Genomic DNA, 19,141 nt, shown 5'->3' on the forward strand with positions numbered 1-19,141 from the left:
GTGGGGCGAGGGTTCTCACGAGTGTGCCAACGCTATCTATGGGTCTTGAGAAGACACCAGTTGGGTTTACGTCAACCCCGGTTCCCTAACTGGGCAAATGCCGACAGATGCCGCCATGCGTAGCGTGCTTGAGCGATCACCGTTTCGTAACGCAACGAAGTCTGTGAGCGTTTTCCTCGGTCTCGATCACCAGGGCAGCGGCTCCGGTCGCCGGTGCCACCACCAGCCCAGTTGCCGCTGCCGCGCCGCCGTCCCGAGCAAGAGGTGGGCCAGCTCGCCCCGTTGGTCTTCCGCGGTGAGCCGTACGTAGGTGTGGTCCAACTGGCGTACGGCATCACGCAGGTGACCTGCGAGTGCTTCGGCGTCGGTGAGCTGTGGCGCGAGGCGTTCCAGGCCGTCCCGCGCTTCGAGGCGCTCCTGGTATAGGTCCGGGGGGCACCAGCCTGAACCGGCCCACCCCGATCCCATGTGGCTGACGAGTCTCTCCCACGCTCCCAGGTAATCCGATACGCGATACTCCGCGCTCTCGGGAGGCAGGGGATGTGCGCGAAGCAGTTCGTCGAAGCCGTCGGAGATCGGAGTGGGGATCCTCAGCTCCCTGACCACTTCCGGGATCCTCATGACTCGTACGTTCGGCAGCTGTGGCACCGGGGATTCGATGGCGTCGACAACGTAGACGGGCTCTTCGTCATTCGATTCGTAAAGTCGCGCACGGGTGAGGTGTCCTTGGGGCGTGGCTGCCCAGTAGGCACTCGGCAGGTCCTCCTCGGCAGGGAAGAAGACCACTGCCCCGGTTGCTGTGGCGACTTGCTGTGCCAGCGCCGGCTCCGAAGGAGGGTCGGTGACGGATTTCTGGGCGTAGATCTCCAAAGACCACGCCAGGTGCCCGCGAAGGGTGCTGTATTCGCAGGACACGGCGGCTTCCCAGTTCCGCAGGTCGGGATCGCCGAGGGAATTGGCAACGTCCACATCTCGGCGACCGACGTTGAAGGCCGTCGCCAGGACGGCTGCAAGGCTGGACGGTTCCGCCGCATCGGTGACCAGCAGGTTGTACATCATGGAATGATCCCGTTGTAGATCTTCAAGGCTTTTTCGATGGCCTCAGGGTTCTCGATGAACTTCGGATCTCTGGTGAGGCGTGGTGCTGCCGACAGGTCGCCTCGCGCCCGGACGATCTCTTTGAGGGCGCCATATTCGATCCTGTTCAGATTCACTATGTTTGATCCACTGTCAGGAAATACCGTTCCGTTTTCTTCGATGCCGTATGTGCGGCCATTGATCCTGTAACGCGACAGCATGTTGACCCACTCGGCTCGCCCTGCCGCGATCCCCTCGATGTCCTGCGCCACCTCCTGCTCATGGCCGCGCATGATGACGCTGTTCCGTTCCTTGACCATGCCGCTGCCCGACCCGGAGACCGTGTGCCGGGAATTGGGGAAGCGCAACTGCTTGCCCCTGGCCGGTCCTTCGATCTTGTCGCCCGCCTGCCATGGTCCCTTCCCGTGCCCCTGCCCTGAGCCCGAACCAGATGCCCCGCCGTTGGATTCCGATGGCGTGCCCTCGTTGCCGTCGCCGCCCCCGTTCGAGGCGCCCAGCCCCATGAGGACGAGCCCCGCCGTACCGAGAAGGCCGGCGTTGAGTGCGGCCTCGGCGGTGAGGGCGCCGACCGCTCCGCCCCCGGCGAGGGCGAGGCCTCCGGGCGGGAACAGGGCGAGCAGGGAGAGCAGGAGGAGGGCGAAGCCGAGGTAGACCAGGAAGGTGTTCAGGGCGTCGAGAAGGTGGAACGTGCGGATGGTTCTGCCGTCGGCACCGGCGTCGCCGAGTCCGCGCCACAGCAGGAGCGTGCCGGTGGTCGCGGCGCCCAGCGTGATTCCGAGGCGGAAGCGGTGGGTCGCCAGCACTTCCCCCATGGGGTGGGCCGATGTCGCCCGCCAGGTGCGTAACAGGGTGGTGAGCTGGTACGTGATCCAGGCCAGGGTGGCGATGCCGAAGCCCATCAGGATGTTCGGCCCCGAACCCGTATTGAAGAACTCCTGGAGTCCGGCAGTGGAGGTGAACGAGCCAACGCCCAGGAAGAGGAGTGAGGGGAGCATGAGCACGCACGGGATCAGCAGAAGCCACCGTCCCCGAGAGCGGTGGGCCCTTCGGACCGCGTTCAGCCAGGCGCGGATGTCCAAGGTCTGCCAGGCGCGCTGGTTGTCGGCCGCGTCCATACGGGTCGTGATCCCCGCGGCCACTTGCCGCAGTTCTTCGGTCTCCTCGGGCGGCGCCGACGCAGCGGCGTACAGCACGGAGCGTCGCAGTCTGACGTAGCGCAGGACGAGCAGCATGCTCCAGGGCAGGCGCCAGGTCGCGCATCGCAGCAGGGCTCCCAGGCTGTCACCGTCGGCGCGTTCGGAGGTGAGCAGTAGGCCGGGCCAGGTGCGCTTGCCGTGGTGGAGTTGGCGTAGGTCGACGGCCATGGCGAGGGCCAGGCATACCAGGGGTGCCGCCCACGCCGTACCGTCCAGGGAATCCAGCCATTGGTCGGCGCCTGCGGCATGCTCCTGGATCGCGTAGTTGTTCAGCGTGTGGTGTGCCGCGGCTGCCAGGATCGGGGGCGCCGACAGCAGCCGCATCCAGCCGCGTGCGCGCCAGAACAGTCCCACCCCCAAGCCGGCCATGGCTGTCCACACCAGATGCGTGAACGTTTCCGTGACCGCCGGGCCGCCCAGGTCGAGTTGGCTGAACGGTGCCGGGAGCCAGGACGTCAACACCTGCGCCAGGCCTGGGATATAGGGCGGGGACAAGCTGTCGGGGATGATCCAGCCTCCGTCACGGGGCATCGCCCGGTCCGCGTCCAGGCCGAAACGGAGTACTGCCTCCAGCAGCCCGAACCCCGCGCCCAGGGCTGCGCCCATCACCACGAAGTCGGTCAGGCCCCATTGCCGGCGGACCTTCAGGCTCAGCCCCGCCAGGAGCAGCGGGGTGGCCTTTAGTAACTCCTCCACCCAGGGCGCCACCGTGTAGCCGGTCGTGTTCACCACAGTCACCAGCGACTGCCCCGACTGTTCCGCGTAGATCCGGGTGTACGCGAGCTGCACCAAGGCCGTCGCCACGCCGCAGCCGTACACGCCGACCGCCAGCGCCAGCAGAACGGTCGATAAGCGAACCGAACGCTTCGGCCAGGAGATCGCGAAGAGTTGCAGTACGCCCCAGAAGGCCGCCACCGCCATCACCAACGTCACGCCAGGCCCCCCGATGCGCCGGAACAACATCCGTTCGTGACTGTGAACGCGATGCTAGGCAGACGATTGCCGGGTCGGGAAGGGAGTTGTGAGACGGGTGGACGTCGGCTCAGTTCGCCGGTGCGGTGACGAAGTGGTCGAACTCGCCTGCCTTTACGCCGAGTACGAAGGCGTGCCATTTGGCGCGGTCGGTGGTGACGGTGGTGGCGGCGGTGCGGATGTGGATCGGGGTGGTGTCGGGGGCGGGGGTGGAGGGGAGGGGGCTTTGCTTGAGGGTGGTGAGGAAGGAGGCGAAGGTGGCCGGGGTGGCCGTGAGTATCGCGCCGGTGGGGTCGCTGCTTTCGGTGAGATGGATGGCTTCGGGGGTGGCGGCTACGTGGATGCAGGAGTCGCCCGAGCCGCAGTAGGTCGACTTCTGCCAGGTGAGGCGGGGCATGGGTGACTCCTTACAGATCCTGGGCGATGTGGTGGATGAGGTTCCGCGACTTCGTCGCTGGGAGGGCGTTGGCTTCCATGCGGTCAAGAAGCGTTCGGTACATGTGCAGTTGGGCTTCGGCGTCGAGGAACACCGGCCCGTGGGACTGGTCGAGATGGACGGAGTCGAGCTGGGGTACCGGACCGTTGGAGTAGAAGACCGACTGACCTGAACCGGGGAACGATCCGGCGGCGAACGGGAGTACCCGTACGGTGATGTGGTCCCGCTCGCTCATGTCCAGCATGTGGTGCAACTGCGCCTTGGCCACGGCGGGTCCACCGAACTGCATCCGGAGCGCGGCTTCGTGGACGATCACCTCGTACCGGGTCGGCGCGTCCCTGAAGAGCACCGCTTGGCGCTTGATGCGGAACGACACGCGATGCTCGATGTCCGGTGGCGAGAGCTCGGGAATCACCTGGCGGAACAGCTCACGCGCGTGGTCGATGGTTTGCAGCAGGCCCGGGATGTGAACGGTGACAGACGCGCGTAGGCGTACGGCATGGTGCTCGAGTTCGGCGAGGTCCAGCAGGGCGGGCGGCAGGAGTTCGCGGTACTCCTCCCACCAGCCGCGGTGGCGCTGCGAGGTCATGTTCGCCAGTGCGTCGATCAGAGCCTTGTCCGCGCACTTGTAGTGACACGTGATTGCGCGTACCCGCTCGGCGCTCATCCCTACGCGGCCGGCCTCCATGTTGCTGACCTGCGCCTGCTTGATGCCGAGCAGTTGACCGGCCTCGGTGGCGCTCAGGCCGGCCCGTTCTCGCAGTTTGCGCAGCTCGGCGCCGAACCGTAGTTGGCGACCCGTTGGGTTTCTCACGGGCTTGCCGCCTCCTCGCTGTCACTCACATGGGTGGTAGTAATCGCGATACCGGAGAAATCGTGAACGTATTCACTGCTCGCCGCTACCTTACTTCTTGGGCCCCACACCCAGAAGCACACCGCCCGACGGGGCGGCACCGTCACTGGGTCACCACTCAACTCCCCACCGTGATCGGAGACTTCCGATGGCCACCGTAACCCCGCCCTGGGCCTACACCCTCCACCTCCCGCACGATCCACACGCACCGGGGATCGCCCGCGCGACCCTCCGTACCGTCCTCGCCGCCCACGGTCTCTCCGACCTCGTCCCCGTCGCCGAGCTCCTCGCCTCCGAGCTCCTGACCAACGCCCACCGGCACACCACCGGCCCCTACGCCCTCCGCCTTCGAGCGATGGAACCCGGCCGCCTCCGGGTCGCCGTATGGGACAACGACCCACGGGTTCCGCCCGGATTCGGCGGCGCCGACATCGCCGTCCCCCCGCCCGACGCCGAGAACGGCCGCGGACTGCACCTCGTGCGGGCCTTCGCGGACTCCGTCGTCCGTGCTGCGGGAGCTCGGTGCGTCGAGGGGCGGGAAGCTGTTGTGGGCCGAGTGCCGGTGACCAGTCGCCGTTGCCCGATCGGGTGAGTCGTAGGCATTGCCCCTGGTCAGCCCCGTCGCCGTACCTACCGTGATCGTGTTGCTTGTGCCTCGTGCACACCCAGCCCACACTTGAGGAGGAGGTGCCACCTTGACCGCTCTCGCACACGAGAGGCCTCAGGCCATGTCCCAGGCTCATGCCGAACCCCTGAACGAACTCGACCTGGACGAGGTCCTGTGGCAGGCATGGAAAGCCATGGAACTCCCCGAGGGCTACCGCGCTGAGATCATCGAGGGAGCCATCGAGGTGTCGCCCACCGCCCGCCGCTCGCACGGCCTGATCGCCAATCGTGTGCGAAGGGCCCTGGACAAGTTCCTGGACGAAGGCGAGTACGCCTGCCATCAGGACGTGAACGTGATCCACAAACACAAGGCGTGGATCCCGGACGCTTTCGTCGCCCCGGAGGACACGGAGTCCTGTGGCGACGAGGACGACATGGGGGTCAAGGCCGAGTTCGTGCAACTCATCGTCGAGGTCGTCTCACCCGGCAAGCGCAACCAGGACCGCGACCGTGTCCGCAAGCGCCGTGAGTACGCCCGCGCCGGGATCCCCGTGTACGTCATCATCGACGACTACGACAGCCACGGCACCGTCACCGTTCTCACCGAGCCTGAGCCCGACAAGGCCGACTGGGTGGGAGTGCATCGCGTCCCCTACGGCACCGAGGTCACCCTTTCTGAAGGGCCCGCCAAGGGCTTCGTGATCGGGGAGGCGATCACGGGCCCGAAGCGCTAGCGCGTCGTGCACTTGGGGTAGGCCGCTCCCTTCGTGCAGGCGTCGTATGCGCTGCTGCTGACGTCGACCTCCTCCTCGTCGCCGCTCTTCGTGCGGACCGTCAGCTCGTACTCGGTGTGGCAGCTGCGGGTCTTCTTGCCGTTCTTCTTCTTTGTCTTGCACTCGTTGTCCGTGTCCTTGCCGATGACCGTGCCGGTGACGGGCTTCGAGTCGCTGCCGCAGGCCGTCAGCAGCGGTGTGGTGAGGACGGCGACGGTGGCAAGGGCTGCGAGTGTGCGCTTCATGTGACTTCCCCCGTGGGTATCGGACATGACGAAAGGGCGGGCCGCGGCTCGTCGCCACAGCCCGCCCCTCAGTATCCGTGCCGGCGTCAGTGCCGGTACCGGTGCGGGTCTCAGCCGGTGAAGGCGCCCACTCCCTCCGGGGTGCCCCAGCCTGTCGGGCCGTCATATCCCGACCTGGCCGTGCAGTAGTAGCTCGTGGTGCAGGTGCCGTTGTTGCCTGACGTCACGTCGTTGAGGGCTGAGGTGCCTGCCGCCGCGTAGGGGTAGGACGCCGGGTAGTCGCTGCTGCCCGGGGTGCCCGCCAGGGCGTAGACGCCCGCGATGATGGGCGCGGACGCGCTCGTACCGCCGAAGGTGTACCAGCCCGCCGTGATGCCGTAGGAGTCGTACACGGAGACGCCCGTCGCCGGGTCGGCCACCGCCGAGACGTCGGCGATCATGCGCTTGGTGCAGCTGGTGTCGGTCTGCCAGGTCGGCTTCGCGTCGTACGAGGAGCAGCCGGAACCCGTCCCCTCTGTGCTGCTGGTCTTCCAGACCGTCTCCGACCAGCCTCGGGTCGTCGAGGAGGCCGTCAGGGCCGTGCCGCCCACCGACGTCACGTATTTCGACGCCGCCGGGTACTCCGCGCCGTAGCCGCTGTCGCCGGCGCTGACCGTGATGGCCACGCCCGGGTGGTTGAAGTAGGAGGAGTCGTACGTCGTGTCGCTCGACGACTCGCTGCCGCCGTAGCTGTTCGAGACGTACTTCGCGCCCAGCTTGACCGCCTCGTTCACCGCCGTGCCCAGGTTGGCCATCGTGGCCGACTTGGCCTCGACCAGGAGGATGTTGCAGTTCGGGCAGATGGCGGACGCCATGTCGAGGTCCAGGGAGATCTCCTCCGACCAGCCGGTGTCGTTGCTGGGGAGGGAGGTCGTGGAGCCGGTCTGGCTGACCTTCTTGAAGCAGCCGTTGGCCGTGGTGCAGGCGGAGAGGCCGTAGTACGAGCGGTATGTGGCCAGGTCCGCTTCGGCGTTGGGGTCGTTGTACGCGTCGACGATCGCGATCGTCTCGCCGGAGCCGTTGGAGGCGGCGGCGGACGTCAGGCCGTAGGCGTCCTGGAGGTCGCTCGGGCCGTAGCCGGAGGGGGTGGTGGCGTCAGCGGCCTTGGGGGTCACGCCGTTCGCCCGCTGGAACGCCGTGGTGCCGCCCGTGACGCGGAGGGAGTTGCAGGCCAGCTCGCCCGTCTTCTTGGGGGTCGAGCAGGGGGTCGCGGCCCAGGTGACCTTGGACGGGACGGCCGCGTTCGCCTCTCCGGCCGCGGTGCCGAGGCCGGCGAGCATCAGCGTCGCGGCGGCGGCCGCGGTGCCGATACGGCGCCATCTCGTCCGCGGGGAAGGTCTGTCGGTGGGGGTCGTGCGCATCGTGCAGCCTCCTGAAGGTGGTGGAACAGGAGCAGTGCGGGTGCGAGTCGCCGGTGCGGTGTCCCCGGCGGCGGGCGGCGGCCCGGAACGACGGTCTCTTGTTGAGTACGTGACAACAAGGCGGGTGGTGGAATCCTGACTTCCGCCATACCGAACGGGGGTCGGGGCTTACTTCCTGATGGCCGCTCAATGGACTGCGTACGGCGGTTGCTTGACCTTATTCACAGGTGGACGGCGAACGGGCCGCGACCGGATGCCGCGGCCCGTTGCCGTGTGTGCCGCCGAAGGGGACCCCACGTCCCCCTCTGAGGGCGGCTCCCCGTGACCCGGCGGGGACGAATCAGATGGCCGGTGGGCCAGTGGAGCAGTGGAGCAGTGGGCCAGTGGATCGATGGCTCAGCGGATCAGTGGCTCAGCCAGTGAAGGCGTCCAGCCCCGCCGGCGTCCCCCAGCCCGTCGGGCCGTCGTAGCCCGACCTGGCCGTGCAGAAGTAGCTCGTGGTGCAGGAGCCGTTGCTGCCGCTCGTCACGTCGTTCAGCGCGGAGGTGGCCGCGTAGGGGTAGGAGGCCGGGTAGTCGCTGCTGCCCGGCGTGCCCGCGAGGGCGTACACCGACGCGATGATCGGGGCCGAGGCGCTGGTGCCGCCGTAGGTGTTCCAGCCGGTGCCGTCGGAGCCGTAGGAGTCATAGACCGAGACGCCCGTCGCCGGGTCGGCGACCGCGGAGACGTCCGCGATCATGCGCTTCGAGCAGCCGGTGTCGGTCTGCCAGGACGGCTTCGCGTCGTACGAGGAGCAGCCGGAGCCGGTGCCCTCGGTGCTGCTGGTGTTCCAGACGGACTCGGTCCAGCCGCGGCTGGTGGAGGAGGTGGAGAGCTTCGTGCCGCCGACCGCCGTCACGTACTTCGACGCGGCCGGGTACTCGGCGCCGTAGCCCTCGTCGCCCGCGGAGACGGTGATGGCGACGCCCGGGTGGTTGAAGTAGGACGAGTCGTACGTCGTGTCGCTCGACGACTCGCCGCCGCCGTAGGAGTTGGAGACGAACTTCGCGCCGAGCTTGACCGCCTCGTTCACGGCCGTGCCCAGGTTGGCCATGCTCGACGACTTCGCCTCGACGAGGAGGATGTTGGCGTTCGGGGCGATCGCGGACACCATGTCGAGGTCGAGGGAGATCTCGCCGGCCCAACCGCTGTCGGCGGTGGGGAGGGAGGTCGTGGAGCCGGTCTGGCTGACCTTCTTGAAGCAGCCGTTGGCGGTGGTGCAGGCCGGGAGGCCGTAGTACGAGCGGTAAGTGGCGAGGTCGGCGGCCGCGTTGGGGTCGTCGTAGGCGTCGACGATCGCGATGGTCTCGCCGGAGCCGTTGGAGGTGGCGGCGGACGTGAGGCCGTAGGCGTCCTGGAGGTCGCTGGGGCCGTAGCCGGTGGGGGTGGCGGAAGTGGCGTTCGGCTTGAGGGACTTGGGAGTCGTGCCCTTCAGCGCGGCCTGCTTCTCCATGAACGCCGTGGTGCCCGCGGTGACGCGGAGCGCGTTGCAGGCGGCGTAGCCCTTCTTGGGGGTCGCGGCGCACGAACTCTCGTACTGCACATGGGCCTTGGCGACCTGCGCCGCGACGGCCTTCGCGCTCGCCTTGTACGGGGTGTGGGTGTCGGCGTGCGCCTGGGCGGCGGTGCCGAGGCCGGCGAGGAGGAGGGCGGTGGTGGCCGCGGCGGCGGAGCCCGCCTTGCGCCATCTGCCGGAGGTGTGGGGGGTGTTGGGCGTACGCAACGTACTGCCTCCAGTGAGTGGGTTGCAGAGGCCTGCGGTGGGGGGACCACCGGTGAGGTTCCCGGTGGGGGCGGCGACCCGCGTAGACCATCCCCTTGTTGAGTACGCGACAACAAGACGGGTTGCGGAGTTCTGACTTCCGCATGACTCGGGGGCGTCAGGGCTTACTGATCAATGGCGGGCCGATGGCCGTGCGTTGGCTGTGGCTTGACTGTGCGCACAGCCGGCTCACAAGGAGTGGGCCGCGGCGGTTACCGGGGCAGCAGGCCGTGCAGCAGGAGGTGGACGAGGGTGTCGACGCCGTCTACGGCCGCCTGGGCGTCGGCGTGGCCGTTGGCCGCGAACGTGGCGATGCCGTGCAGGGCGGCGCCCACGGTGAGGGTGAGCATGGCCGGGTCGCCCTCGATGATCTCGCCGCGCCGCTGGGCCTCCGCGACGATCGCGGCCAGGGACTGCACCGTGCGCTCGGCCGCGGCGGCCATCTGCTCGGAGGCGTCCGGGTCGTGCTTGAGGGAGTACATGAGCTCCAGCAGCGCCGCGTTGTCGGTGGCGAACCGCAGATAGGCGCGGGTCAGGCCGGTGAGGCGGGGCTGGAGCGGGAGCGTGGGGTCGTCGGCGGTGGCGAGGGTCTGCATCAGGCGGTCGTAGCCGTCGAGCGCCAACGCGTCGAGCAGGGCCTGCTTGTCCTTGAAGTGCCGGCCGGGGGCGGCGTGGCTCACGCCGATGTCCCGGGCCAGCTCGCGCAGTGACAGCGCGGCGGCGCCCTTGTCGCGCAGGGTGCGCTCGGCGGCGGTGAGCAGCGCTGAGCGCAGGTCTCCGTGGTGGTAGGGGCGGCTCGTGGACATGGGCATCATCGTATCCGCATGTTGGCGTCGTCATCATTGTTGTCATTGACAGCATTGTTGGCAACGCCTACATTGAGGTCATGGCCGAGAAGCAGAACGCATGGAATCCGAACGACCTCCCTGACCTCGCGGGCCGTACGGCCGTCGTCACGGGAGCCAACAGCGGCATCGGGCTGCGCGCCGCGGAAGGGCTGGCCCGGGCGGGCGCGCACGTCGTGTTCGCCGTACGGGACGTGGAGCGGGGGCAGGCCGCGGCGGCGCGGGTGGACGGCAGCACCGAGGTGCGGCGGCTCGATCTGGCGGACCTGTCGTCCGTACGGGAGTTCGCGGACGGCTGGGAGGGGCGGCCGCTGAGCCTGCTGATCAACAACGCGGGCGTGATGATGCTGCCGCGGCAGCGGACGCGGGACGGCTTCGAGATGCAGTTCGGCACGAACCATCTGGGGCACTTCGCGCTGACGAACCTGCTCCTGCCCTACGTCACGGACCGGGTCGTCACGGTGGCCTCGAGCGCCCACCGCCTCGGCGACCAGAAGATCCACTTCGACGACCTGAACCTCACCTCGAACTACACCCCGACCCGCGCCTACGCCCAGTCCAAGCTCGCCAACCTGCTCTTCGTGCTGGAACTCCAGCGCAGGCTGACGGAGGCGGGTTCGCCCGTCCGCGCCACCGCCGCGCACCCCGGCTGGGCGGCAACCAACCTCCAGAGCCATCACGCCAACCCGCTGATGCGCCTCGGCATGGCGATCGGCAACAGGCTCGTCGCCCAGGACGACCGCGCGGGCGCCCTGCCCACCCTGTTCGCGGCGACCGAGGACATCCCCGGCGCGAGTTACGCCGGCCCGGACGGGCTGGGCGAGTGGCGCGGCGGCCCGACGCTGGTCAGCCGCTCTCGCGCGGCGAGCGACACGGTGGCCGCGCGGCGGCTGTGGAGCGTGTCGGAGGAACTGACCGGGGTGCGGTTCCCGCTGGAGGCGGCGGTACGGGGCTAGGACAGGCCCTGGGGCCGGACACGCCTCAGGTGGTCCCCGTCAGGTGGGCGAAGACGACCACGTTCGAGTCCCAGTGGCGGTCGGGGGTCAGTCGGCCGCCGCAGGTGATGAGGCGGAGTTCGGCCTTGCCGCCGGTGCTGCCGTAGACCTTCCGCGTCGGGAAGGCGTCCTTGGCGAAGGTGTCCACCGCATCGACCGTGAAGACGGCCGTCGTGCCGTCCGCGCGGCGTACGTCGACCTTCTGTCCCTTGCCCAGCTCGGCGAGGTTGTGGAACACCGCCCTCGACGTCCGCGGAGTGTCCTTGTGGCCGACGATCGCGGCCGCGCCCCGCTCGCCCGGCGTCGGGCCCTCCTTGTACCAGTCGGCCCGCATCGGCTTGTCGTACGCCGGGGTCCGCATCACCCCGTCGGCGTCCAGGCCCACCGTGCCGAGGTCGGCGTCCGTGCCGAGGGCCGGGATGGTGATGTGGGTGGGGACGGAGGCGGGGAGGGCGGAGGCGACGGGCTTCGGCGTTGAAGGCGCCGCGTGCGTCGGGTCCTTGGCAGGCGACGCGCAGCCCGTGGCCAGCGTGACGACGACCGTCGCCGCCCCCGCCAGGGCGACCGCGTGGCGTGTACGGCGGCCCCGGCGGGACGGGGTGGTGAGGCGGGCGTCAGTCATTGTTCTTGCGGCGGCGCAGGCCGAAGGCTCCGGCGAGGGACGCGGCCCCGAGGACGCCGGTGCCGAGCAGCAGACCGGCGGCGCCGGCGTGGCTGGTGGTCGCGGAGGCGGCGGCCGGTGCCATGCCGGTGTCCACGGAGCCCTTGGGGGTCTTGTGGTCGCCGGGAGCGAGCGGCTGCACACTGCCGTGGCCATGGGGCTTGCTGCCGCTGCCGATGACCTTGAAGTGGACGGTCCGGGCGATCGGACTGGTCACGTCGTACGAACCGTTCCTGACCTTGGCCACGGTCGCGGTGCCGTGCCACTTGCCGTCCTTGCCCTGGGTGAGGTGGACCCGGCCGCCGAAGGCGGCGGAGCGGACGTCGAGCTTGTTGTGCGGGCCGATGGACGGGGCGTCGAGGGTGACGGCGACCTTGTCGCCCGCCTTGCCGGAGGACTTGCCGAGGAGGATGACGGACTTGCCGACGACGGGGGACGGCTTCGGCGTGGGCTTGGGCTTGTTGTGGCTCTCGGTGACGGTGAACTTGACCGTGTCGACCTCGGTCGAGCCGACGTAGCCGGTCACGCCGTAGTAGCTGCGCTCGATGCCCTTGACGGTGGCCGTGCCCTTCCAGCTGCCGTCCGCCTGCTCGGTGAGGTTCACGCGGCCGCCGAAGGCGTCGGAGGTGACGTGGGCGGCGCCTTCGAGGTCGCCGGGCTCGATGACGACGTCGACCTTCGCGCCGGGGGCGCCGTTGTCCTTCGACAGGCTGAGGGAGGCCTGTGGGGCAGGGGCGGGGGTGTCGTTCCGCACGGTCAGATCGGCGGAGGCCTGGAACGCCGTGCCGTCGGGGCCGGTGCCGGTGAGGGCGACACCGTAGTCGCCGTCGTCGACCTGCGCGACGGTCGCGGTGCCGGTCCAGGTGCCGTCGCCGTTGTCCGACAGCGTGACGTCGTCCAGGGCCTGGGAGGAGACGGCGACCGCGGTGGACCCGGTAGGGGCGGTCACCGTGAGGTCGACCTGGTCCCCGGGGGCGGCGGTGGTCCGCCCCAGGGAGAGGGTGGCCGCCGCGGTGTCCGGGGCGGGGTCGTCCGGGACCGTCGACGCGGTGGGCGACGGCGTGGGACCGGTGTCGGCCGCGAAGGCGGTCGCCGGAACGGCGAGGGCCATGGAAGCGGCGACGGCGATCGCCGAGACGGTGAGTGCCTTGCGCATGGGTGAACCTCCTGGCGGGACCCGGGGTGTCTCCCGGCTCACCGAAGAGGAGGTACGTCCCGTTCACCGGGTTACGTGCCGTTCGACCCGTTGTTCCGGTACGAAAGTCCCGTAAGCGCCCGTTCCCTCGGACGGCGTAGTCGTCTGACGCTTCTCTCACCTTTGGTGGCCACACTGGCTTCGATGAAGCACACGCCCCTCTGTGTCGCCCTCGTGCTGCTCGCCGTCACCTCCGCCTCCGAGGCGGCCGCCGACGACGGGCCCGGGCCGTTCGGTGTCACCGCTGTCGCGCAGGCGAGTGCGGAGACGGCGAGAGTCGGGGCGCTCTTCGACGACGGGGAGCACTTCTGCACGGCGTCCGTCGTGCACAGCCCGGGCCGGGACCTCATCGCGACCGCCGCGCACTGTCTCGACGGTGCCGAGGACGGGCTCGAGTTCGTGCCGGGGTACCGCAACGGTGCGGCGCCGTACGGGAAGTGGCGGGTGACGCGGCGGTTCCTGCCCGACGGGTGGGACGAGGACAGCGACGTGGCGTTCGCGGAGGTGGCCGAGCAGCATGGCAAGGGCGTCGAGGACGTCGTCGGCGCGAACCGCTTCACCACCGGCACCGCCACCGGCGCCACCGCCGTGACCGTCACCGGGTACCCCAACTCCCGTGACGTCCCCCTGCGTTGCACCAACAAGCCGACCCCGCACAGCCGTACGCAGCAGCGCATCGACTGTCCCGACCTCAGCGGCGGGACCAGCGGCAGCCCCTGGGTGAACGGGGACGGGCAGGTCGTCGGCGTGCTCGGCGGGCACGAGGAGGGCGGGGAGACCGACGACATCTCGTACAGCGTCGTCCTGGGGCAGGAAGCCGCCGCGCTGTACCGGCGCGCGGCCGGGACCTGATCCGTCGGTTGCCACGGCTTTCACGGGGGAAGCTCCTAAACTGGCGCGGGCAGACTCCCGGGCGGTGAGGGGCGGTTGACGGTGCGTAAGGCGTGGCTCGTGGCGGGTGCCGTCCTCGGGGCGGGGCTGAGCTTCGTGATGCTGCTCGTCGTCGGGGTCTACGTCGTCGCCGGGAACCTCGCCAACGGGGTCGGGGGAGCCACCAAGGCGCTCGCCAAGGGGGCTGTGCCGGCCGCCTATTCGGGGCTCGTGCAGAAGTGGGGCAACCTCTGCTCCGCCATCAACCCGGCGCTGCTCGCCGCCCAGCTGTACCAGGAGAGCGGCTTCAACCCGAAGGCGCAGAGCGCGGCGGCCGCGCAGGGGATAGCGCAGTTCATCCCCGGCACCTGGGCCACGCACGGGATCGACGGCGACGGCGACGGCGACCGCGACGTATGGGATCCGAATGACGCGATTCCGTCGGCCGCGTCGTACGACTGCAAGCTCGCCTCGTACGTGAAGGACGTCCCCGGCGACGCCACGAGGAACATGCTCGCGTCGTACAACGCGGGCGCGTACGCGGTCATCAAGTACGGGGGCGTACCGCCGTACAAGGAGACCCAGAACTACGTGAAGACGATCACGACGCTGGAGGAGAGCTTCGCCGCTCCCGTCACCCGCGTCGACCCCTCCAAGCAGGCCGCCGCCGCGATCACCTACGCGCAGAACAAGCTCGGCACGCCCTACCTCTGGGGCGGTGACGGTACTGCTCAGGACGGTGGACGGTTCGACTGCTCGGGGCTGACCAAGGCCGCGTACGAGAGCGTCGGGGTCACGCTGCCGCGCGTCGCCAACGACCAGTGGAACGCGGGGCCGCATCCGGCCAGGGACGAGCTGCTGCCGGGCGATCTGGTCTTCTTCTCGGACGACCTCACCAACTCCCGCGCCATCCGGCATGTGGGGATTTATGTCGGCGGCGGATACATGATCGACGCCCCGAGAACGGGTGCTGTGATCCGGTTCGACCCGATCGACACCCCCGACTACTTCGGCGCGACCCGGGTCACCGAAGATGGCGCGAAAGCGCTCCCCACGACGGTCTGAACGGGCTGTGAACCTACCCCCTGAGCTGCAGAGATGTGTCTCTCTTCGATAACGTCTGCGTGATCATTCAGTGGAGTGTGGAACGTATTAACAGGGACCGTGCGTTCCTGTTGGCGTAGGCCGATTCCGTAGAGCCGATTCTCAGAGAGCCGATCTACACACCACGGGGGTGGAACAGCGGCGCGCGAAACCTTGCGCGCCGGGACAGACGACGAAGGGGCCACAGCACCATGGCTGGACTCGCCGCATCCGGGTCGAACCCCGACGTCGAGCTGCTCTACGACATCAACGGCCTGGCCAAGGACGCGCCGCACTGGTTCGACCGGGTCATGGAGTTCGTCGGTGAGTACGGCATCCTGCTCGCCACCGTGCTGCTCGTGCTGTGGTGCTGGCTGTCCGTGCGCAGGCGCGGCGGCGAGGAGGCCGCGCCCTCGGTCGCGGCCCTCGTGTGGGCGCCGCTCGCCGCCGGTGTCGCCGTGCTGATCAACGTGCCGATACGAGGTTTCGTGGAGCGGCCCCGGCCGTTCGTCGACCATGACGGCCTGGAGGTCCTGGTCTCCGGCAAGACCGACTACTCCTTCGTCAGCGACCACGCCACCATCACCATGGCCCTCGCGGTCGGACTGTTTCTCGCCAACCGGAAGTTCGGTGTCGCCGGCATCCTGCTCGCCCTGTTCGAAGGCTTCTGCCGGGTCTACATGGGCGTCCACTACCCCACCGACGTCCTCGGCGGCCTCGCCCTCGGCACCGCCGTCGCCCTCCTCCTCTCCCCGCTGGCCATGGCCCTGCTCACCCCCCTGACGAAGGCGATCGAGCGGTCGCCGCGCGCGGGGTGGCTGATCCGGTCGCGGAAGGCTTCGGCGTACGACGGACAGGGCGCCGTCGTCCCCGGCGCGCGGAAGGAAGCCGGGGCCGAGGAGCGGGACCTCGCGGCCTAGTCGGTCTTACAGGGCTTGCGGGAACGTGAAGAAGCCCTGCGGGTCGTACTGCTTCTTCAGCGTCGCCAGGCGGTTCGCCGCGTCCCCGTAGTAGGCCTTCCGCCAGTTCGTCAGCGTCGGGTCCGTGTAGTTCTGGTACGCCGCTCCCGACGCGTACGGCTTCATCGCGTCGTGTGCCGCGGTCAGCCAGGACTGGCCCGTGGCGCCGGAGGTCCCGGCCCGCCAGGACACGATGTACTGGGCCAGCATGCGGGAGCGGCGGTGGACGAACGCCGTGGCCGTGGGGGAGACGCGGTTGACCGCTCCGCCGAGCGCGGTCAGGGCGATGCTGCCGGAGCCGCCGCGGACCGTCTCCATCTGCTTCAGCAGGGCCTTGATGCCGGCCGTGGAGAGCGAGCGGTCGAAGAAGTCGGACTTCGCGGCGTACGTCTCCCGGTTCAGCGCGCCCTGCGGGGAGCGGCCGGGGGTCTTGCCGGGGAGGTGGCACTGGGCGTCGGTGGCGAAGGAGGAGCAGCCGGCGTAGATCTCCATCGCCTCCTCGTAGGAGCGGCGGCGCAGGGAGACGCTGCTTGCGGGGGCGCCGACCTTGTCGGCGAGGCGGTCGACGGCGTTCTGGAGTTCGCCGTAGGTGCCGAGGGAGAAGGCGGCGACGCTGATGGTGGTGTAGCCGCCGGTGGTGCCTGCCAGGTGCAGGGACGACCAGATCTCGTCCGGCTGGTCCGGGCCCCACTCCTGCCAGGCCTTTATCACCGCGGCGGCCTTCGACCAGGGCCAGGAGAGATAGCCGGTCACCGCCTGTGGGGCCGGGTGCGTCTTGAACTGGAGTTCCGTGACGATGCCGAAGTTGCCGTTGCCCGCGCCGCGGAGGGCCCAGAACAGGTCCTTGTTGGTGGTGGCGTTGGCGGTGAGCTGCTTGCCGTCGGCCGTGACGAGGGTGGCCTGGGTGAGGCTGTCGCAGGTCAGGCCGTAGGCGCGGGAGACGACTCCGTGGCCGCCGCCGAGGGTGAGGCCGGAGACGCCGACGGTGGGGCAGGAGCCGGCGGGGATGGTGACGCCCTTCGCGGTGAGGGCGCGGTAGACGTCGATGAGCTTGGAGCCGGCGCCGACGACCGCGGTGCCGCCGGAGGTGCGGATCTTGTTGAGCTTGGAGACGTCGATGATCAGCCGGCCGTTGCCGGAGGACCAACCGGCGTAGGAGTGGCCGCCGTTGCGGATCGCGACCTTGAGGTGGTGGGCGCGGGCGTAGGCGAGGGTGGTGCGGATGTCGTCGGTGTGGGCGACGTAGGCGACGGCGGTGGGCTTCAGGCTGTCGAAGCGGGTGTTGTAGAGCTGGTGGGCGGCCGGCCAGTTGGTGTCGCCGGGGCGGAGGAGGGGGCCGTCGAGGTCCTGGGCGAGGGCGGTCCAGTTGGCGGCGGCGGAGGGGAGGGCGGCGGATTTGCCGGTGGCGGAGGTCGAGGTGCCGGAGGCGGTGGTGGTCTGGGCCGCGGTGGCCTTGTCGTCGCCGGTGCAGGCCGCGGTGGTGGCGGCGGCCAGGGCGGCGACGGTGCCTCCGATGAACGTACGGCGTTCCATGGTGCGTGCCCTCCGTGGCCTCGGGTCGGCTGTCGTGGCTGTCGTGGAACGAGACGGGGTGGGGGTGGCCGGGGTTCCATGGTGCACGGAGTTGGGGGCGGGGGTGCGTTTCGCTTGCCTGGGTTTACGGGGTGCCGCTGCTGACGGGGGCGGGTTTCGCTCGCCCGCGCTTGCGGGGTGCCGCTGCGCCCACCCGTGCCGCCCCAGCGGCACGACTGCCCGCAGCTACGCAGCTATGGCGCCTGCTAGGGCGTGAGGGTGTGGTTCTGGGCGTCTGTTCTTGCTTGGCTTCTTGCTCTTCTTGCTGGGCCTCGCCAGCCGCAGGTGCAGCGGGCTGTGCAGAAGCGGCCCTGGTCGACCGTTGTCGTGAGGTGTTCGGGGGGTTCTTGGGGTGGGGGGACCCTGTCCTGCTGCGCCACGGCGACAACGTTACCGACCCTCGGTAAAGGGGCGGTATGCGTGACGGCCCCAACGACCCGTCGTTAAGGGGAGCGACAGGGGGTCCGTGACGGAGGCAGGCGATGGCGGAGCGGCAGCACAGGGTCGGCGGGGCGATCGTCGCGGGGGTCGTTGTCCTGTCCGGGTGCGGGGGGAGTGGCGATGGTGGGGACGGGCGTGGAGGGGACCCTGTTGTCGTGCTGCACGCCGCCGCTGAGCGGCTTGTGGAGGCCGGGAGTTCCAAGGCTCGTACCTCCATGGAGATGGCCACCGGCGGGACCCGTGTCACCATCCGGGGCGAGGGCGTCTATGACTACCGGCGGCAGCTCGGGCAGTTGAAGGTGCTGCTGCCGCAGGACCCCGCGGGGGAGAGCGAGCATCGGCCGATCACCGAACTGCTCGCTCCCGGTGCCCTGTTCATGAAGAACCGGGGAGCCGGTGTCCCCGCGGACAAGTGGGTGCGTGTCGACACCGCCACCCTCTCCGACGGGAACCTGGTCACCGGCGGTGCCACCGACCCCTTCGCCGCCGCCGAGTTGCTGCGCGGGGCGCGGACCGCGACGTACGTGGGGAAGACGGACGTCGCCGGGATCGCCGTACGGCACTATCGCGGTACCGCCGATCTCGCCGTCGCCGCGCGGGACGCGACCGACGGGAACAAGGCGTCGCTGGGCGCGGCGGCGAAAGGGTTCGCCACGGCGCACGTCCCCTTCGACGTGTACCTCGACGACGACGGCCGCATCCGCAAGATCCGGCACCGGTTCAGCTTCGTCAACGGGCAGCAGAAGGGCACCGTAGCCGTCGCGTCGACGACCTTGCTGTTCGACTTCGGCGTCGCCGTCGACGTACGCCTGCCGGATCACGAGGACATCTACGCCGGGAAGATCGCGGAGGGGTGAGCGGTCGTGACGGGCGTCAAGAACTAGCCCGTCCGTGCCATGCGCGGTGCGTAGACCGCTCCCTACTCTAGGAAGCGGTGACGGCAGAGAAGAGGTGATGCACGTGGCTCCGGTCGGCGGTACGGCAGTTCAGGACCACGTGGCCCTCGCCGAGATCGAGCTGTGCGGAGAGCTGATCATCGCGGCGTCGGCCGCGCACGAGGACCGGCTCAGCCTCGGACGCATCGACGAGGTGCTGAAAGTGGCCCAGGAACGCGAGGACGCCTCCGGCGAATGAGCCGGA

General features: G+C 69.3%; 19 protein-coding genes. 8 read left to right on the top strand and 11 right to left on the bottom strand.

All coding sequences use genetic code 11. From position 1 onward, the window contains the following. Positions 1–186: 186 nt before the first annotated feature. The 4 genes from IQ210_RS45290 to IQ210_RS45305 form a co-directional block, all read right to left on the bottom strand. Complete coding sequence (locus tag IQ210_RS45290; RefSeq protein WP_194085094.1) at positions 187–1,059, bottom strand: hypothetical protein; 873 nt, start codon at positions 1,057–1,059, stop codon at positions 187–189. Beyond that, entirely contained in the window at positions 1,056–3,227 is a 2,172-nt protein-coding gene (locus tag IQ210_RS45295) for a PrsW family glutamic-type intramembrane protease (protein ID WP_194085095.1), read from the bottom strand. Before IQ210_RS45295 ends, IQ210_RS45290 begins: the two co-directional genes overlap by 4 nt. A gap of 109 nt (positions 3,228–3,336) precedes the next feature. Beyond that, positions 3,337–3,663 carry a DUF397 domain-containing protein gene (locus tag IQ210_RS45300; protein WP_194085096.1) on the bottom strand — a complete coding sequence of 109 codons (327 nt, stop codon included), beginning with the start codon at positions 3,661–3,663 and terminating at the stop codon, positions 3,337–3,339. 10 nt (positions 3,664–3,673) lie between these two features. After that, positions 3,674–4,516, bottom strand: coding sequence for a helix-turn-helix domain-containing protein (locus IQ210_RS45305; RefSeq protein WP_194085097.1), 843 nt, complete (start codon positions 4,514–4,516; stop codon positions 3,674–3,676). Positions 4,517–4,703: 187 nt separating this feature from the next. Between IQ210_RS45305 and IQ210_RS45310 the strand changes: the two genes are divergently transcribed. Both IQ210_RS45310 and IQ210_RS45315 read left to right on the top strand, forming a co-directional pair. Next, on the top strand, positions 4,704–5,147 hold the full coding sequence (locus IQ210_RS45310; protein ID WP_228049598.1) for an ATP-binding protein: 444 nt from the start codon (positions 4,704–4,706) through the stop codon (positions 5,145–5,147). A 103-nt stretch (positions 5,148–5,250) separates the two neighbouring features. After that, complete coding sequence (locus IQ210_RS45315; protein WP_228049599.1) at positions 5,251–5,895, top strand: Uma2 family endonuclease; 645 nt, start codon at positions 5,251–5,253, stop codon at positions 5,893–5,895. On the opposite strand, the gene IQ210_RS45320 is transcribed toward IQ210_RS45315, so the two are convergent. The 4 genes from IQ210_RS45320 to IQ210_RS45335 all read right to left on the bottom strand — a co-directional run bounded on the left by IQ210_RS45320 (position 5,892) and on the right by IQ210_RS45335 (position 10,195). Continuing rightward, positions 5,892–6,179 (bottom strand): hypothetical protein, encoded by a 288-nt coding sequence (locus IQ210_RS45320; protein ID WP_194085098.1) that lies wholly within the window; start codon positions 6,177–6,179, stop codon positions 5,892–5,894. The genes IQ210_RS45315 and IQ210_RS45320 overlap by 4 nt on opposite strands. A gap of 110 nt (positions 6,180–6,289) precedes the next feature. Continuing rightward, complete coding sequence (locus IQ210_RS45325; RefSeq protein ID WP_194085099.1) at positions 6,290–7,579, bottom strand: S53 family peptidase; 1,290 nt, start codon at positions 7,577–7,579, stop codon at positions 6,290–6,292. Positions 7,580–7,991: 412 nt separating this feature from the next. Continuing rightward, entirely contained in the window at positions 7,992–9,341 is a 1,350-nt protein-coding gene (locus IQ210_RS45330; protein WP_194085100.1) for a S53 family peptidase, read from the bottom strand. 251 nt (positions 9,342–9,592) lie between these two features. Next, positions 9,593–10,195, bottom strand: coding sequence for a TetR/AcrR family transcriptional regulator (locus IQ210_RS45335; RefSeq protein WP_194085101.1), 603 nt, complete (start codon positions 10,193–10,195; stop codon positions 9,593–9,595). A 71-nt stretch (positions 10,196–10,266) separates the two neighbouring features. Here IQ210_RS45335 and IQ210_RS45340 point away from each other — a divergent pair, with 71 nt between their 5' ends. Continuing rightward, on the top strand, positions 10,267–11,181 hold the full coding sequence (locus tag IQ210_RS45340) for an oxidoreductase (RefSeq protein WP_194085102.1): 915 nt from the start codon (positions 10,267–10,269) through the stop codon (positions 11,179–11,181). A 25-nt stretch (positions 11,182–11,206) separates the two neighbouring features. Here the strand turns inward: IQ210_RS45340 and IQ210_RS45345 are convergent, their stop codons facing one another. Beyond that, positions 11,207–11,842, bottom strand: coding sequence for a class F sortase (locus tag IQ210_RS45345; protein WP_194085103.1), 636 nt, complete (start codon positions 11,840–11,842; stop codon positions 11,207–11,209). Next, the gene (locus IQ210_RS45350; protein ID WP_194085104.1) at positions 11,835–13,037 is read right to left on the bottom strand and encodes a hypothetical protein; all 1,203 of its coding nucleotides are present in this window, start codon (positions 13,035–13,037) and stop codon (positions 11,835–11,837) included. The genes IQ210_RS45345 and IQ210_RS45350 overlap by 8 nt, the downstream gene beginning before the upstream one ends. A 183-nt stretch (positions 13,038–13,220) precedes the next feature. Here IQ210_RS45350 and IQ210_RS45355 point away from each other — a divergent pair, with 183 nt between their 5' ends. The 3 genes from IQ210_RS45355 (at position 13,221) to IQ210_RS45365 (ending at position 15,949) form a co-directional block, all read left to right on the top strand. Beyond that, a complete protein-coding gene (locus IQ210_RS45355) occupies positions 13,221–13,928 on the top strand; it encodes a trypsin-like serine peptidase (RefSeq protein WP_194085105.1) in 708 nt (235 codons plus the stop codon). Between the two features lie 75 nt (positions 13,929–14,003). After that, on the top strand, positions 14,004–15,011 hold the full coding sequence (locus tag IQ210_RS45360) for a C40 family peptidase (RefSeq protein ID WP_228049600.1): 1,008 nt from the start codon (positions 14,004–14,006) through the stop codon (positions 15,009–15,011). Positions 15,012–15,241: 230 nt separating this feature from the next. After that, a complete protein-coding gene (locus IQ210_RS45365) occupies positions 15,242–15,949 on the top strand; it encodes a phosphatase PAP2 family protein (protein ID WP_194085107.1) in 708 nt (235 codons plus the stop codon). A gap of 6 nt (positions 15,950–15,955) precedes the next feature. On the opposite strand, the gene IQ210_RS45370 is transcribed toward IQ210_RS45365, so the two are convergent. Next, a complete protein-coding gene (locus IQ210_RS45370) occupies positions 15,956–17,521 on the bottom strand; it encodes an FAD-binding oxidoreductase (RefSeq protein ID WP_194085108.1) in 1,566 nt (521 codons plus the stop codon). Positions 17,522–18,042: 521 nt separating this feature from the next. Between IQ210_RS45370 and IQ210_RS45375 the strand changes: the two genes are divergently transcribed. Both IQ210_RS45375 and IQ210_RS45380 read left to right on the top strand, forming a co-directional pair. Beyond that, positions 18,043–18,858: a hypothetical protein gene (locus tag IQ210_RS45375; RefSeq protein ID WP_194085109.1), complete on the top strand. Its 816-nt coding sequence runs from the start codon at positions 18,043–18,045 to the stop codon at positions 18,856–18,858. A 97-nt stretch (positions 18,859–18,955) separates the two neighbouring features. Continuing rightward, the gene (locus IQ210_RS45380) at positions 18,956–19,135 is read left to right on the top strand and encodes a hypothetical protein (RefSeq protein WP_059195744.1); all 180 of its coding nucleotides are present in this window, start codon (positions 18,956–18,958) and stop codon (positions 19,133–19,135) included. Positions 19,136–19,141: the final 6 nt, after the last annotated feature.

Source organism: Streptomyces justiciae (assembly GCF_015163075.1).
Taxonomy (GTDB): Bacteria; Actinomycetota; Actinomycetes; order Streptomycetales; family Streptomycetaceae; genus Streptomyces; species Streptomyces justiciae.